This is a genomic window from Actinomadura sp. NPDC047616 (assembly GCF_040642915.1).
GTDB classification, from domain to species: Bacteria; Actinomycetota; Actinomycetes; order Streptosporangiales; family Streptosporangiaceae; genus Spirillospora; species Spirillospora miaoliensis.
In genome coordinates, this window is the sequence record NZ_JBEYTB010000012.1 from 110,439 (window position 1) to 124,222 (window position 13,784).

Here is a 13,784-nt window from a genome sequence, read left to right on the forward strand (position 1 = left end):
TCCTGTCTATCCGTGGAAGGGATGGGTCCTGTCCAGGTCAAGGTTGAGCTGGAGGACGTTCACCGTGGGCTCGCCCATGAACCCGAGGGTGCGCCCCGTCTCGTTGCGCTTGATGGCCGCCACCACCTGGGTCACCGGGACGCCTCGTTCCCTGGCGACACGCGGCGCCTGGAGCCGTGCGTAGGCGGGGCTGATGTGCGGGTCCAGGCCGCTGCCGCTGGCGGTGACCGCGTCGGCGGGCACCCTCGGCGTGGCGGGCGCGTCCCCGCGGATCGGCACGGTCAGCCCGGCTGCCAGGTCCTCGCCCGGCCTGGCGCACTCGACCTGTACGCCCTTGTAGGTGGCCAGGAACGGCCGGGCGGGGCACGCCTGGTTGGCGCTCACCACACGGGTCGGCTTGGGGACGGACCCGCCCGCGGCGCGCGCGCCGAACACCTTCAGCACCGCCCCCACCCCGTCAGGGGTGCAGTACGGCCGGGCACCGCTCACGCCCTCCAGTTCCCCCACGGTCTTGCTGCGCTCGCACACCTGGGTGAGCAGGCTCTGCTTCCCCTCGTCCGGGTTGCCTTCCTCATCTTTGGCGCCGGGAACCGGCAGTGTGTCGAGGATGTCCTCGGGGCCGAGGTTGCCGGCGCCGGTGGACGTGGGATCGTACCCGTCGCCGGCGGCGGACGGGCGGCTCTGGAAGTACTGTCTGAGCGGGTTGCCGTCCTTGTCGGTGAACGACTGGCCGATGAGACGGCTGCCCACCGGCCGGCCGTCGGCCGACCTGACGATCGACCCGTTCGCCTTGTCGTTCAGGCCGGGGAACTGCGCGACCGCCCAGACGGCCAGCGGGTAGGCGACGCCGAGCACCACCGTGAACACGAGCAGCGCGCGCACGGCGGCCAGGTGCCGGCGAATCCAACTTGGCATACGCATGTCAGGACATCCCAGGAAGGAACTGGACGATCAGGTCGATGAGCTTGATGCCGATGAACGGGGTCACGATCCCGCCCAGGCCGTAGACGTACAGGTTGCGCGACAGCAGCTTGGAGGCGCTGCCGGGCCGGTACCTGACCCCGCGCAGGGCGAGCGGGATCAGCGCCACGATGACCAGCGCGTTGAAGATCACCGCGGCCAGGATCGCCGACTGCGGGCTGTGCAGCCGCATCACGTTCAGCGCGTCCAGCCCGGGGAACAGCCCCACGAACAGCGCGGGAATGATCGCGAAGTACTTGGCGATGTCGTTGGCGATCGAGAACGTGGTCAGCGCGCCGCGGGTGATCAGCAGTTGCTTGCCGATCTCGACGATCTCGATGAGCTTGGTCGGGTCGGAGTCCAGGTCCACCATGTTCCCGGCCTCCTTGGCGGCCGAGGTTCCGGTGTTCATGGCCACCCCGACGTCGGCCTGGGCGAGGGCGGGCGCGTCGTTGGTGCCGTCGCCGGTCATCGCGACCAGGCGTCCCCCCTCCTGCTCCTTCTTGATGAGGGCGAGCTTGTCCTCCGGCTTGGCCTCGGCCAGGAAGTCGTCCACCCCGGCCTCCTCGGCGATCGCCCGGGCGGTCAGCGGATTGTCCCCGGTGATCATCACCGTGCGGATCCCCATGGCGCGCATCTCGTCGAAGCGTTCGCGCATGCCCTGCTTGACCACGTCCTTGAGATGGATCACCCCCAGGACACGGGCGGAGCCGTCCACGAGTTCGCCCACGACCAGGGGCGTGCCGCCCGAGGCGGAGATGCCGTCGACGATCTCGCTGAGCCGCGGCGGGACGGTCCCGCCCTGCTCGCGCACCCAGTCCGCCACCGCGCCGGCCGCACCCTTGCGCAGACTCCGGTCCGGGCGTCCGTCGCCGGACTCGTCCAGGTCCACGCCGGACATGCGGGTCTGGGCGCTGAACGGCACCCACGTGGCGTGCGTCAGCTCGCCGGGCGTGCGCTCGCGCAGCCCGTAACGCTGCTTGGCGAACACCACGACCGACCGGCCCTCGGGGGTCTCGTCGGCGAGGCTGGCCAGCTGCGCCGCGCTGGCCAGCTCGTCCTCCGTCACACCGTCCAGCGGGACGAATTCGGCGGCCTGCCGGTTGCCGAGGGTGATCGTGCCGGTCTTGTCCAGCAGCAGGGTGTTGACGTCGCCCGCCGCCTCGACGGCGCGTCCGCTCATCGCCAGCACGTTGCGCTGCACGAGCCGGTCCATCCCGGCGATGCCGATGGCCGACAGCAGCGCGCCGATCGTCGTCGGGATCAGGCACACCAGCAGCGACACCAGCACGATCCCGCTGACCCCGTGCGCGTTGAGCGCCGGCGAGTCGGGCACGCCGGGGTTGTTGCCCTTGGAGTAGATCGCCAGCGGCTGCAGCGTGGCGGTGGCCAGCAGGAAGATGATCGTCAGCGCCGCCAGCAGGATGTTCAGCGCGATCTCGTTGGGCGTCTTCTGCCGGCTGGCCCCCTCCACCAGGGCGATCATCCGGTCGATGAAGCTCTGCCCGGGCTTCTGGGTGATCTTCACGATGATCCGGTCCGACAGGACCTTGGTGCCGCCGGTGACGGCGGACCGGTCGCCGCCCGACTCGCGGATCACCGGGGCCGACTCGCCGGTGATGGCCGACTCGTCCACGCTGGCGATGCCCTCGACCACGTCCCCGTCGCCAGGGATGATCTCACCGGCGTCCACCACCACGATGTCGCCCTGCTGGAGCTCCGGCGCGCCCACCCGCTCCTCACGCGCCCCGGCCCGACCGGCGGTCCAGCCGACCAGACGGCGAGCCATCACGTCCGTCTTGGCCCGGCGCAGCGAGTCGGCCTGTGCCTTGCCGCGTCCCTCGGCCACCGCCTCGGCCAGGTTCGCGAAGATCACCGTCAGCCACAGCCAGATCGTGATCAGCCAGCCGAACCAGCTCGGCCGGGCGACCGCCAGCACCGTGGTCCACACGGCGCCGACCTCGACGATCAGCATGACCGGGTTGCGCCACAGCGTGCGCGGGTCGAGCTTGCGCACCGCGTCCGGCAGCGACCGCACCAGCTGCCGGGGATCGAGCAGTCCTCCGGAGACCTTGCCGCCGCCCTTGGGGGTGGGCGTCCGCGCCGGGGCCGGTGACGGGCTCAGCGTCCGTGTACTCATCAGTGGATTCCTTCAGCCAGCGGCCCGAGCGCCAGCGCGGGCAGGAACGTGAGCGCGACCAGCACGACCGTCACGCCGGCGACCATGCCGACGAACTGCGGCCGATGGGTCGGCAGGGTGCCGTCGGATTCCGGCGTCCGTCCCTGGCGGGCCAGCGACCCGGCCAGCGCCAGCACGAAGATGATCGGCAGGAACCGGCCCAGCGCCATGCACAACCCCAGCGCCGTGTCGTAGAACACCGTGTTCACCGTCAGCCCGGCGAACGCCGAGCCGTTGTTGTTGGACGCCGAGGTGAACGCATACAGCACCTCGCTCAGCCCGTGCGGCCCGGAGTTGAGCATCCCCTCCCGGCCGCTGTCGGTCGCCATCGCGACCCCCGTGCCGACCAGCACCAGAATCGGCGTGATCAGGAAGTACATCGACGCGAACTTGATCTCCCGGGCGCCGATCTTCTTGCCCAGGTACTCGGGGGTGCGGCCGACCATCAGCCCGGCCACGAACACCGTGACCACCGCCAGGATCAGCATCCCGTACAGCCCCGCGCCCACACCGCCGGGCGCGACCTCCCCGAGCATCATGTTCACCAGCGGCATCATCCCGCCGAGGCTGGTGTAGGAATCGTGGAAGGAATCGACCGCGCCGGTCGAGGTCAGCGTGGTGGACACGGCGAACACCGCCGAGTTCAGCACCCCGAACCGCGCCTCGGTGCCCTCCGTGGCCGCCCCCACCGCCGTGGGCACCGTGCCGTGATGCATGCCCTGGAACAGCATGGTCAGCGACACGCTGACCAACGCCAGCACGGTCATCACCGCGGCGATCGCATACCCCTGCCGCACCTGCCCGACCATCCGCCCGAACGTGCGGGTCAACGCGAACGGGATCAGCAGGATCAGGAAGATCTCCAGCCAGTTCGTCCAGGACGTGGCGTTCTCGAACGGGTGCGCGGAGTTGGCGTTGTAAAAGCCGCCGCCGTTGGTGCCCAGCTCCTTGATGACCTCCTGACTGGCCACCGGCCCGCCGGTGATGGCCTGCGTACCGCCGGCAATGGTGTTCACGGTGTGATCGGCGGGATTCCAGAAGTTCTGCACCAGCCCGCCGCTGACCAGAATCAGCGCGCCGACGAACGCGATGGGCAACAGGATCCGCACGGTGCCGCGGGTCAGGTCCACCCAGAAGTTGCCCAGCTGGTCGGTCCTGGTGCGCGCGAACCCGCGCACCAGCGCGATCGCCACGGCCATGCCGGTCGCCGCCGACACGAAGTTCTGCACCGCCAGCCCGGCCATCTGCACCAGGTGCCCCATCGTCGACTCACCCGAGTACGACTGCCAGTTGGTGTTGGTGACGAAGCTGACCGCGGTGTTCCACGCCTGGTCCGGCTTGACCGGATCCATGCCCAGGCTCAGCAGCAGACGGTCCTGCAGCCGCTGCAACCCGTACAGGAACAGCACGCTGACCACCGAGAACGCCAGCACGCTCCGGGCGTAGACGCCCCAGCGCTGCTCGGTGTCGGGCTTGACCCCCACCAACCGGTAGATCCAGCGCTCACCGCGCAGGTGCCGCCTCCCGGAGTACACCCGGTACATGTAGTCGCCCAGCGGCCGGTAAACCAGCGCCAAGGCGAGCACGAGCGATCCCAGGAAAAGGATCCCCGCCGTCGTGGACCCCACTAGAAACGCTCCGGAAAAAGAAGGGCCGCCACCAGGAAGACGGTCAGCAGCACGGCCAGCACCAGACCGACCACGTTCTCCACGCTCACAGTCGCTCGACCGCCTTCACCACCAGCGCCAACAGCGCGAACACCGCCACCGTCAGCACAATGAACGCCAGATCAGACATCTCTCGATTCCTCGATCGCACATCCCGGGACCCTTTCCCGAGACACGCCCACAGGGAGGCGAGCATTTTCGGTGACACCTGCTTCCCGCGAGCGGGAGGTCCCATGTGCAACCCACGTCCGGAAGGGCCTTCCCGCCAGCGTCGAGACAACGCCGACACCGACCAGAATTGCGAGCCGCGGCGCGTCAGCCGCCCCGATATGCACCAGCTCGCCGTTCTTGTTGATGTCGAAGCCGAGATGGACCATCCACGCGATCACACCCAGGACGGCCCCGACGGCAGCGGGCGCGCGGAACGCCCACACCGCCACCGCACTCATCAGCACGACGAACGCGATCTGCCAGGACACCTGCTTCAACACGACCGCGACAACGAACACGCTGAAAGCACCGCGAGACAGCGCCCAAGCGGATGCTTCAAGGCGGTCCATCGTTATCTCCCAGGGGCTGTATCGCACCCCTACTTCCGGGGCACCCCAGGAGTAAAGCGCTACATCTGCGACAATGCGATGCACCTTGATGCGTTCTTAGCGCCCAACTCCGAAGCCTTAACACATCCTTAACACCGGCCGCCTGACCACGGGCCCACTCCGGCCCGCGGTTGCCACGGCACCACAGCCCCCTTGGAACAGGCGATCCCCGATGCCGGTTGCACACTCGGCCATGCGCGGATGGGCAGATGGGCAGGACCGTATCCCAGGCGGTGCCGCCCCGCACGGCCCGTGATCAAGCCGTTCCGCCCAGCCTGCCGAACGTGCGGCCGCGTCCTCAGTGAGTCAAGGTCCGCAAGGTGAGTGCGCTTCGTCGACCACCGGTCCGTCGCCGTACTCGCCCACCAGCTCCAGGCGTTCATCCCTGTGCTCCAGGAGGTCGGCTTCACCGTCCTCGGCCTGGCCGCCTGATGGCCCGCCGTTTCCATGATTCAGCAGGAACGGTGACTACTTCCGACAGTAGTTCGGCGATAGGACGTCAGGTCAGGTCGGGCAGCAGCAACCGTTATCGGGTGGTCACCCCCGACCTGCACAGGCTTCTCGGAGTCGCAGGAGCGGAGCGGCCGTCCTCCTGACGGCAGGAGGGGGTGGGCGCCAAGCGTGCCGGCGCCCACCTCTCTGCGATCTTCACGCGTCCGATCAGGGTTCATCGGAGGCTGTCGGAGAGATCGCGCTGGATGCGGCTGATGAACCTCAGTGCCACCTGATCGCGCTGAATCCCGGTGATAGGTGGGTGATAGATGATCAGTGGGGTGATCTACAGGCGCGCTCCGCAGGGCTCTGACCTGCGGGGACTTTGGAGCGGGCGACGGGAATCGAACCCGCGTAGCCAGTTTGGAAGACTGGGGCTCTACCATTGAGCTACGCCCGCGAGCGGACCGGTGAGGCAGGGCCTCGTGACCGCCATCCCGTAGCGTACAGGCTTTCCGGGGCGGTCGTGACCGGCGGCGGGCGGCCGGCGGCGGGGGGCCCATGGCTTTGGGACGAGCGCGCGAGGCTGATCGGCACTAGACTGCACGCGTCGCCGCCTGGAGCAGAGTCCTCCTCGGTGGTGGACGGGCTGTGGCGCAGTTTGGTAGCGCACCGGCTTTGGGTGCCGGGGGCCGTGGGTTCAAATCCCGCCAGCCCGACAAGTAGCGCGTCTGGGGCGAGCCTTCGCTCGCCCCGCAGGCCCCTGCGGCCTGAGCGCTTGTGCAGGGGCATTCGGGCAGAGCGATGCGAGGGACCGGGCGTCGACTGCTCGGTGGGAGTTGTGACGTGGGGATCCGGTCACGCCTGCAGAGTGATTCTGGTCATTTCGCGTTGCGATATGGCTTGTGAGATCAATCTGACCGGGGTCTCCAGCGCGCTGCACACTCGGCACGACTGCACGACCTGCGCTCCGGGCACATCGGCGGCTACAAGTCGGGCCAGAGGCTCTTGGGTCCTGTGGGTGCCGCTATAACTGCAGGGTGTTTTCCTGGGCTGGGCGTGTCGGGTTTCGGCTGTTTCCTTGCTGTGGTGGGGCGGTGAGGGGTTGGTCGATCGTTCTGCTGCTGCTGGTGGCGGTCCTTGCCGGGTGCTCGGCGTCGGAGGGGCCGGAGCGGGAGCGAGTGGCGCGGTGGGCGCCGTCACCGCGGACGGCGTGGGAGTGGCAGCTGAAGAGTCCCGTCGATACGAGCGTGGACGTGCCCGTTTACGACATCGACGGGTTTGAGAACAGCGCGGACGTTGTGCGGGGGCTGCACGACAAAGGGCGCCGGGTCATCTGCTACATCAACGTGGGGGCCGCCGAATCGTTTCGTCCCGACTACGGGCGCTTTCCGCGGGAGGTGCTGGGCAAGGGGAACGGCTGGGAAGGGGAACGCTGGCTGGACATCCGGCGTATCGACGTCCTCGGCCCCATCATGGCCCGGCGCTTCGACATGTGCCGCGCCAAGGGGTTCGACGCCGTGGAGCCCGACCTGGTGGACGGCTACGCGTCCGACACGGGGTTCCCGCTCACCGGTGCCGACCAGCTGCGTTACAACCGGTTCATCGCGAACCTGGCGCACGAGCGCAACCTGTCGGTCGGGCTGAAGAACGACCTGCCGCAGATCCCCGAACTGGTCGGCGACTTCGACTTCGCCGTGAACGAGCAGTGCGCGCAGTTCGAGGAATGCCATCGGCTGGCCCCGTTCGTCCGCGCGGGCAAGGCCGTCCTGCACGTCGAATATGAGCTGCCGCCGTCGGCGTTCTGCGAGCAGAGCCGCCGTCTCGGGCTCAGTTCGATGCGTAAGCGCCTCGATCTCGATCGGTGGCGTGCTCCCTGCGCCTAGCGGCATCCGGTGCCCGGCTCGCTGATCAGGTGAGGTGAAAGGCGGGCGTGAAACGGATGCGCATTGGCGGCGCGGCGTCCGACATGCGGGTATTGGCTTCATGGGTTTTCAGCCGGGGATGCGGGCTGCATAATCCTCTGATCGGCTGAGTGCTTTCGGCGAGGAGGGTTCATGGCTGGATCCCGCGGTGGGATGTCTCGCCGGAATGTGCTCGGGGCGGGGGCGGTCACGTCCGGGGGGCTGCTGGTGCCGGGCTCGCCGGCGCGGGCGGCGGCCGGGCGGGTCGTGCGGCCGCCGATGCTGCGGCCCGGGGATCGGGTGCGGGTGGTGTCGCCGGGGAGCACGCCCGATCCGGCGCAGGTCGAGCGGGGCGTGGAGATTCTGCGGGGCTGGGGGCTGACGGTCGAACTGGGGGGCCATGTGTTCGACCGGTACGGCTATCTGGCGGGGCGTGACGAACACCGGCTCGCCGACCTGCAGGAGGCGTTCGACGATCCGGGGGTGCGGGGGGTGTTCGCCGCGCGCGGCGGATACGGGACGCAGCGGATCGTCGACCGGCTCGATCTGCGGGCGGTGCGGCGTCACCCGAAGGTGGTGGTGGGGTTCAGCGACATCACCAGCCTGCAGGCGCGGCTGTGGCGGGCCGCCCGGCTGGTCACCTTCCAGGGGCCCATGGTGGCCTGGAACGACCGTCGCCTAGGGCCGGAGTCGGCGGAGTCGCTGCGGGCGGCGGTGATGACGACGCGGCCGGTGGTGCTCACCCGCGATCCGGCGGAGACGGCCGCGGCGGTCATGGTGCCGGGGCGGGCGCGGGGGCCGCTGCTCGGCGGGAACCTGTCGCTGGTCGACGCGGCGATCGGCGCGGGCGACCTGCCCGCGCTGCGCGGCGCGGTGTTCTTCTTCGAGGAGGTCGGCGAGGCGCCGTACCGGATCGACCGGATGCTGACGCATCTGCGCCGGGCGGGTGCGCTGAAGGGGGTGCGGGGCGTCGTGATCGGGCAGATCACCGACAGCGTCGCCGACCCGGGTGAGTGGGACGCCGTGGGCGTCCTGCGGGACCGGCTCGGCGACCTGGGCGTGCCGGTGCTGGGCGGGCTGCGGCTGGGGCACGGCCGCGGGCAGCTGACCGTGCCCCTGGGCGCGCGGGCGGCCGTCGACGCCGCGGCGGGCACGCTGACCGTGGAGCCCGGCGTCATCGATGACCGGTAGCGTCACTCCCCGGCATGCGCCCTGCGGACCGCGTCGATGTCGATCTTGGCCATGGTGTACATCGCCGCGGCGGCCCGCTGCGCCTTCTCCGGGTCCGGGTCGGCGAGCAGCTCGACGAGCCCGTCGGGGACGACCTGCCAGGACACGCCGAACCGGTCCTTCAGCCAGCCGCACTCCGACTCCTGGCCGCCGTCCTCGAGCAGGCGGTTCCAGTAGTGGTCCACCTCGGCCTGGTCGGCGCAGTGGATCTGGAACGAGACGGACTCGTTGAAGGTGAACTCCGGGCCGCCGTTCAGGCCGACGAAGCGCTGCCCGTTGATCTCGAACTCGACCGTCATCACGGATCCGGCCGGTCCCGGCCCGGCCTCGGTGAAGCGGCCGATCCGCCCGATCCGGCCGTCCTTGAAGATCGAGGTGTAGAAGTGGGCCGCCTCCTCGGCCTGCCCGTCGAACCACAGGCACGTGGTGAATCCCTCGGTGGCCATCGCGGTGCCTCCCTGCCGTCGTCGAGTGTCACAGGTACCGACCGGCCGCCGCCGGCGAACTCATCGCTCCCCACGCCGATTCCCGCGAACCGCACACAACTTCTCGACGAAACATCCCGATCACACCGTTTGGGTGGGATCAGATCGTCCGAGACGAGGAGCGTGCATGACCCCCATGGACGGCACGAAGGCTCAGGGCGCGGCGGGCCCGTTCGCGCGCTGGCGCGAGGGGTTCGAACAGGAGGCGCATCGGCGGCGACGGCGGCCCGACCCGCCCTGGGAGCGCGGGGCCCGGCTGCATCCGGCGGTGGTGCGCAGCGTCCAGCGGTTCCAGGTCGGCGAGGACGGTGACGGCGCCAACCTGATCGCCAAGGCGGGCGGCGGCGACTACGGCGCGGCGGTGCGGCTGTTCGTGGCGGAGGAGCGCGAGCACGCGCGGCTGCTGGCCGCGCTGCTGCGGGCGGCCGGTGCCACGACGATCTCCGGGCACTGGAGCGACACGGTGTTCGTGCGGGTGCGGCGCGCGTTCGGCCTGCGGCTGGAACTGCTGGTGCTGATGGTCGCCGAGGTCGTCGCGCTCGGCTACTACCGGGCGCTGCGTGACGGGACCACGGATCCGCTCACCACCGAGGTCGCCGGGCGGCTGCTGGACGACGAGCGCCGCCACGTCCCGTTCCACTGCGACCGGCTGCGCTCGGCCCTGCCGGTGACCGGGCGGCCGGCGCTGATCCTCGGCTGGCAGGCGGTCACCGCGGTGACCGCGGCGGTGGTGGCCGCCGACCACGGGCGGGCGCTGCGCGTCCTCGGCCTGACCCGCCGCCGCTTCGTCGGCGACGTGCTGGCCGAGGCCCGCGAGGCCGCCGCGACGCTCCGCCGTGGCTGACCTCCTGCCCGGCCGTCGGCGCGGAGCGGACGTCTCGTATGAGGTGAGCGGACAGTGGGGCGGACCGGCGCGGGGGACGTTCCCGGCGCCGGTCCGCCGCCGTTTCAGCGGTGGCCGCGGCTGGGGCGGGACGGGTCGGTGTCCTGCCGGCCGCGCGGTTCGGCGTCGTGGCCACGGCGGCGGGGGACGTGGGCGGGCGGACGGTCGGGCGCGTCCGCGGCGGTGCGGGACGGACGGTCGCCGGCGGCGCGTTCCGGCGGCCCCTCGACCAGGGCGGCGTCGGGCAGCAGGCCGGCGCTCTCCAGGTACTGGCGGCCGCGCGGGGTGAGGTCCCAGGCGTTGTGGCGCCACTCCTTGCGCCGCCACACCACGCCCGCCGACAGCAGGCGGCGGCCCACCCGGCTGATCTCGGTCTCGTCGGTGCCGAGCTCGGCGGCCAGCTGCTTGTTGGAGATGCCCTGGCGGCGGGCGACGGCGACCAGGAAGCGCGCCGCGTGCCCGTCGGGGTGTAGGCCCAACTGCAGCCCGGACGGCAGGCGGCGCAGCGCCCACTGCACACAGTCGATGAGGCCGAGGATGCGGCCGCGGCGTTCCCGCTGGTCGCCGTCCAGGTTGGGAACGTCCAGGTAGCCGCGGTGCAGCCACTGCAGGCCGTCCTGCACCTCGACAAGGGTCGCCTCGTCGGCGCTGAGCGACGCGTCGGTGATGATCATGCCGAGCGCGCTGAACTGGCCCTCGCTGATGATCTTGGCCTGCCCCATCGCGTCGAGCAGGTGCCTGGCCTGACTGCGGCGGTCACGCCCCGCTGCGGGGCCGCCGTCCGGAAAGTCCGCCATTGCTCCCCCAAGGTCGTCGACAGGACCGGACTCATTCCAGGGTGCGCCCATGCCAAGTGAATGTCAAGTGACACTTTTGACGCCTCCTCCTGCCCCCGCGTCACGGCGAACGCGCAGGTCGGACATGTTTCAACCGGAAGGGCCGACCACGGCGGCGAACATGGCGGCCACTTTCTGTATCAGATGCCACTGAAGGGCCGTGCACACTGGAGTTAGCATCGGGCGGACACCCGTAACCCTTCTTGTCAACCCCCGGGGGCGCGTATGACGGATCAGCCGGCGGCATCTGCCCAGCCGGCCCACCCCGCCGATCCTGCCGACCTCTTCGTCACGCTGTACGACGCGCTTCCCGACGGGCTGTTCGAGGGGTGGACGGTGACCGGATGGTCCAGCGATCCCGACGTCCTCCGCCAGGCCACCGAGCTCTCCGAGACCGTCCTGGAACTGGGCGAGCTGCCGCCCGAGACCACCGAGCGGTTCATCTCCCGGCACGGCCACCGCGGCCGGTTCACCCTGCTGCTCGGGCTCGACATCGCCCTGGCGCACGCCAACCCCTACGGCCCCTACCACGCCAGCCCCGCGATGACCGGGACGCTCGTCCGCTACCTGACCGAGGGGCGGTTCAACAGCGAGGCGACCGACGGGGCGCTGCTGCCGCGCTGCGCCTACCCGGGCAGGCCGCGCGGACGCCGCGCCAAGGACGAGTTCTTCGGCGTGCACCGCGTCCCGGCCGAGTACTGGGACGGCGTCGAGCACGAGGTGCTCCCGGCCGTCCACGACGCCCACTTCCCCAAGGACCGTCCGGTGACGGTCGGGTGCGCGCCGCTGCTGGAGACGTTCGACGACATCGAGCTGTCGTTCGAGAAGCGGTTCGGCATGACGGTCTACCGGCTGCGCCCGGCCGACTCCCCGGGGCTGCGCACCCGCATCAAGACGATCCTGCGGCGGCTGGACGAGGCGGGCGCGCAGATCGCGGTGCTGCCGGAGGCGTCCCTCAACGACGCGCTGCTGGAGCACTGGAAGGAGGCCGCGTTCGACACCGCCGGACGCGACCGCGACGCGCATCCGCTGCGTTACCTGCTGCTCGGCAGCGGCCCCCTGGGCTCGACCGAGCCGCCGCCCAACCGCGCCGTCCTGCTGGACCGCTGGACGGGGCGCGAACTGCTCGTCCAGGACAAGCTGTCGGGCTTCACCCTGGACGCGGGGCAGATGCGCGAGTGGCGGCTGCCGCACGCGCCCACCGAGGGCGTCGCCGACGAGTACATCACCCCCGGCTCCACGGTCCGGATGCTGGACTGCTCGCTGGGCAGGCTCGCCGTGCTGATCTGCGAGGACCTCAGCCGCTCCATCACCTGGGACCGCGAGCTGCGCGCCTGCGGCGTGTCCCACCTGTTCGTGCCGATCTTCTCCAAGCCGATCCTGCCGTACCGGTGGGAGCAGCAGGGCGCCGAACGCCAGATCACCCTGCTCGGCAGCTGGGTGACGGTGGCCAACAGCCTGGCGGTCGGCGCCGCCATCCCCGAGACCGAGATCCCCCGGCCGCGTTACACCTGCCTGGTGGCGGGGCCGCGCGGTCTGGCACGTGCCACCTACGGCATGGAGATCCAGTTCGGCAGCGCCGAGACGGGCGACGAGCTGGGCCTGGTGGCGCCCGACGACGGCGACGAGCCGGGCGAGGGCGTGCTGCCGAGGGTCTTCCCGGGCGCCGTCCACAACATGTGGCACGACCACTGGCCGCGCCGCAAACGCTGAGCCGGGGGCACCGCGCCCACGCCACGGTGACTCATTCGACGGTGAACTCGGCGGGGCTGACCGCCGACCCGCCCGGCGCGGTGACGACGAGCCGTCCGCTCGTCGCGCCGGGCGGGACGACGACGCGCAGCCCGGTGTCGGTCACGTCCGTCGCGGGGGCGTCCGCCGCGCCGAACCGCACCGACGAGGCCGCTCCCAGCCCGACGCCGCGGATGGTCACCAGGCGGCCGACCGCGCCCGAGGCCGGCTCGACCGCGTCGATCTGCGGGCGCAGCGCCTGGTCGCGGCCCGGTTGCGGGGGCGACAGCAGCGTGGCGAACACCGCGCGCAGCTTCTCGGCCGTCTCGCGGGAGAACAGGCCGACCAGCGCGGCCACGGCGGTGATGCCGTAGGGGTTGAGGTCGGCGGCGGTGCCCGCCGGGGCGGTCAGGCCGCCGCGCAGCACCAGGTACACCATCAGCCCGAACGCGGCGCCGATGAACGGCAGGAACAGGTACATCAGCAGCCAGCTGCGGCGCAGCGACCGGTTGCCGACGTACCAGTACAGCGAGCGCAGCGCGTGCACGGTGGCGCCGATCGCCCCGGCGGCCGCCACGATGACGAACAGGCTGGTCTCACGGGAGATCCGCGGGTCCCAGCCGAGCAGGTGGACGCGCACGGTCTCGGCGGGCGCCCGGGTGCCGCCGTCGGGCGCCGCCTCGGGCGCGGGCGGCCACGCCTGGACGAGCACCACGCCCAGCGCCGCCATCAGCAGCAGGAGGAACACCGCCATGACCGCGATGTCCCGCAGGCGCGCGTGCCCGGTTCCGACCGGCGACTGGCCACTCACCCCCGGCGCCCCCTTTCCGCGGACATATCGACACAGTGTGGCCGGGCGTTTCCGTGTGCGCACGGCA

12 protein-coding genes and 2 tRNA genes are annotated in these 13,784 nt (G+C 70.8%); 5 read left to right on the forward strand and 9 right to left on the reverse strand.

All coding sequences use genetic code 11. From position 1 onward, the window contains the following. Positions 1-6: 6 nt before the first annotated feature. From ABZ801_RS27070 to ABZ801_RS27095, 6 genes are all read right to left on the reverse strand, one after another. On the reverse strand, positions 7-915 hold the full coding sequence (locus ABZ801_RS27070; RefSeq protein WP_360703117.1) for a potassium-transporting ATPase subunit C: 909 nt from the start codon (positions 913-915) through the stop codon (positions 7-9). Between the two features lie 7 nt (positions 916-922). After that, positions 923-3,100: a potassium-transporting ATPase subunit KdpB gene (kdpB, locus tag ABZ801_RS27075; protein ID WP_360702770.1), complete on the reverse strand. Its 2,178-nt coding sequence runs from the start codon at positions 3,098-3,100 to the stop codon at positions 923-925. Further along, on the reverse strand, positions 3,100-4,767 hold the full coding sequence (kdpA, locus tag ABZ801_RS27080) for a potassium-transporting ATPase subunit KdpA (protein ID WP_360702772.1): 1,668 nt from the start codon (positions 4,765-4,767) through the stop codon (positions 3,100-3,102). The genes kdpB and kdpA overlap by 1 nt, the downstream gene beginning before the upstream one ends. Then, positions 4,767-4,856: a K(+)-transporting ATPase subunit F gene (gene kdpF / locus ABZ801_RS27085; protein WP_360702774.1), complete on the reverse strand. Its 90-nt coding sequence runs from the start codon at positions 4,854-4,856 to the stop codon at positions 4,767-4,769. Before kdpF ends, kdpA begins: the two co-directional genes overlap by 1 nt. Before the next feature lie 72 nt (positions 4,857-4,928). Then, complete coding sequence (locus tag ABZ801_RS27090; protein WP_360702777.1) at positions 4,929-5,366, reverse strand: hypothetical protein; 438 nt, start codon at positions 5,364-5,366, stop codon at positions 4,929-4,931. An 857-nt stretch (positions 5,367-6,223) separates the two neighbouring features. Then, positions 6,224-6,297: transfer RNA gene (locus tag ABZ801_RS27095), tRNA-Gly, on the reverse strand. 185 nt (positions 6,298-6,482) lie between these two features. Here ABZ801_RS27095 and ABZ801_RS27100 point away from each other — a divergent pair. From ABZ801_RS27100 to ABZ801_RS27110, 3 genes are all read left to right on the forward strand, one after another. Next, positions 6,483-6,556 (forward strand) — tRNA-Pro (locus ABZ801_RS27100). Between the two features lie 378 nt (positions 6,557-6,934). Further along, complete coding sequence (locus ABZ801_RS27105) at positions 6,935-7,723, forward strand: endo alpha-1,4 polygalactosaminidase (protein ID WP_360702779.1); 789 nt, start codon at positions 6,935-6,937, stop codon at positions 7,721-7,723. 192 nt (positions 7,724-7,915) lie between these two features. Next, positions 7,916-8,932 (forward strand): LD-carboxypeptidase, encoded by a 1,017-nt coding sequence (locus ABZ801_RS27110; protein WP_360702782.1) that lies wholly within the window; start codon positions 7,916-7,918, stop codon positions 8,930-8,932. Positions 8,933-8,934: 2 nt separating this feature from the next. Here the strand turns inward: ABZ801_RS27110 and ABZ801_RS27115 are convergent, their stop codons facing one another. Continuing rightward, on the reverse strand, positions 8,935-9,417 hold the full coding sequence (locus ABZ801_RS27115) for a VOC family protein (protein WP_344952602.1): 483 nt from the start codon (positions 9,415-9,417) through the stop codon (positions 8,935-8,937). Positions 9,418-9,583: 166 nt separating this feature from the next. On the opposite strand from ABZ801_RS27115, the gene ABZ801_RS27120 reads away from it, so the two are divergent. Continuing rightward, on the forward strand, positions 9,584-10,300 hold the full coding sequence (locus tag ABZ801_RS27120; RefSeq protein WP_360702785.1) for a ferritin-like domain-containing protein: 717 nt from the start codon (positions 9,584-9,586) through the stop codon (positions 10,298-10,300). Between the two features lie 104 nt (positions 10,301-10,404). On the opposite strand, the gene ABZ801_RS27125 is transcribed toward ABZ801_RS27120, so the two are convergent. Next, complete coding sequence (locus ABZ801_RS27125) at positions 10,405-11,136, reverse strand: hypothetical protein (RefSeq protein WP_360702789.1); 732 nt, start codon at positions 11,134-11,136, stop codon at positions 10,405-10,407. Positions 11,137-11,400: 264 nt separating this feature from the next. Here ABZ801_RS27125 and ABZ801_RS27130 point away from each other — a divergent pair, with 264 nt between their 5' ends. Next, positions 11,401-12,888: a hypothetical protein gene (locus tag ABZ801_RS27130; RefSeq protein ID WP_360702792.1), complete on the forward strand. Its 1,488-nt coding sequence runs from the start codon at positions 11,401-11,403 to the stop codon at positions 12,886-12,888. Between the two features lie 31 nt (positions 12,889-12,919). On the opposite strand, the gene ABZ801_RS27135 is transcribed toward ABZ801_RS27130, so the two are convergent. After that, positions 12,920-13,717, reverse strand: coding sequence for an IPT/TIG domain-containing protein (locus ABZ801_RS27135; protein WP_360702795.1), 798 nt, complete (start codon positions 13,715-13,717; stop codon positions 12,920-12,922). Positions 13,718-13,784 lie beyond the last annotated feature (67 nt).

Bases quoted from the DNA above. Each gene is read 5' to 3' on its own strand.
- ABZ801_RS27070 (WP_360703117.1), bottom strand. From the start codon at position 915: ATGCCAAGTTGGATTCGCCGGCACCTGGCCGCCGTGCGCGCGCTGCTC.
- ABZ801_RS27110 (WP_360702782.1), top strand. From the start codon at position 7,916: ATGTCTCGCCGGAATGTGCTCGGGGCGGGGGCGGTCACGTCCGGGGGG.
- ABZ801_RS27115 (WP_344952602.1), bottom strand. From the start codon at position 9,417: ATGGCCACCGAGGGATTCACCACGTGCCTGTGGTTCGACGGGCAGGCC.
- ABZ801_RS27125 (WP_360702789.1), bottom strand. From the start codon at position 11,136: ATGGCGGACTTTCCGGACGGCGGCCCCGCAGCGGGGCGTGACCGCCGC.
- ABZ801_RS27120 (WP_360702785.1), top strand. From the start codon at position 9,584: ATGACCCCCATGGACGGCACGAAGGCTCAGGGCGCGGCGGGCCCGTTC.
- kdpB (WP_360702770.1), bottom strand. From the start codon at position 3,100: ATGAGTACACGGACGCTGAGCCCGTCACCGGCCCCGGCGCGGACGCCC.
- ABZ801_RS27090 (WP_360702777.1), bottom strand. From the start codon at position 5,366: ATGGACCGCCTTGAAGCATCCGCTTGGGCGCTGTCTCGCGGTGCTTTC.
- ABZ801_RS27130 (WP_360702792.1), top strand. From the start codon at position 11,401: ATGACGGATCAGCCGGCGGCATCTGCCCAGCCGGCCCACCCCGCCGAT.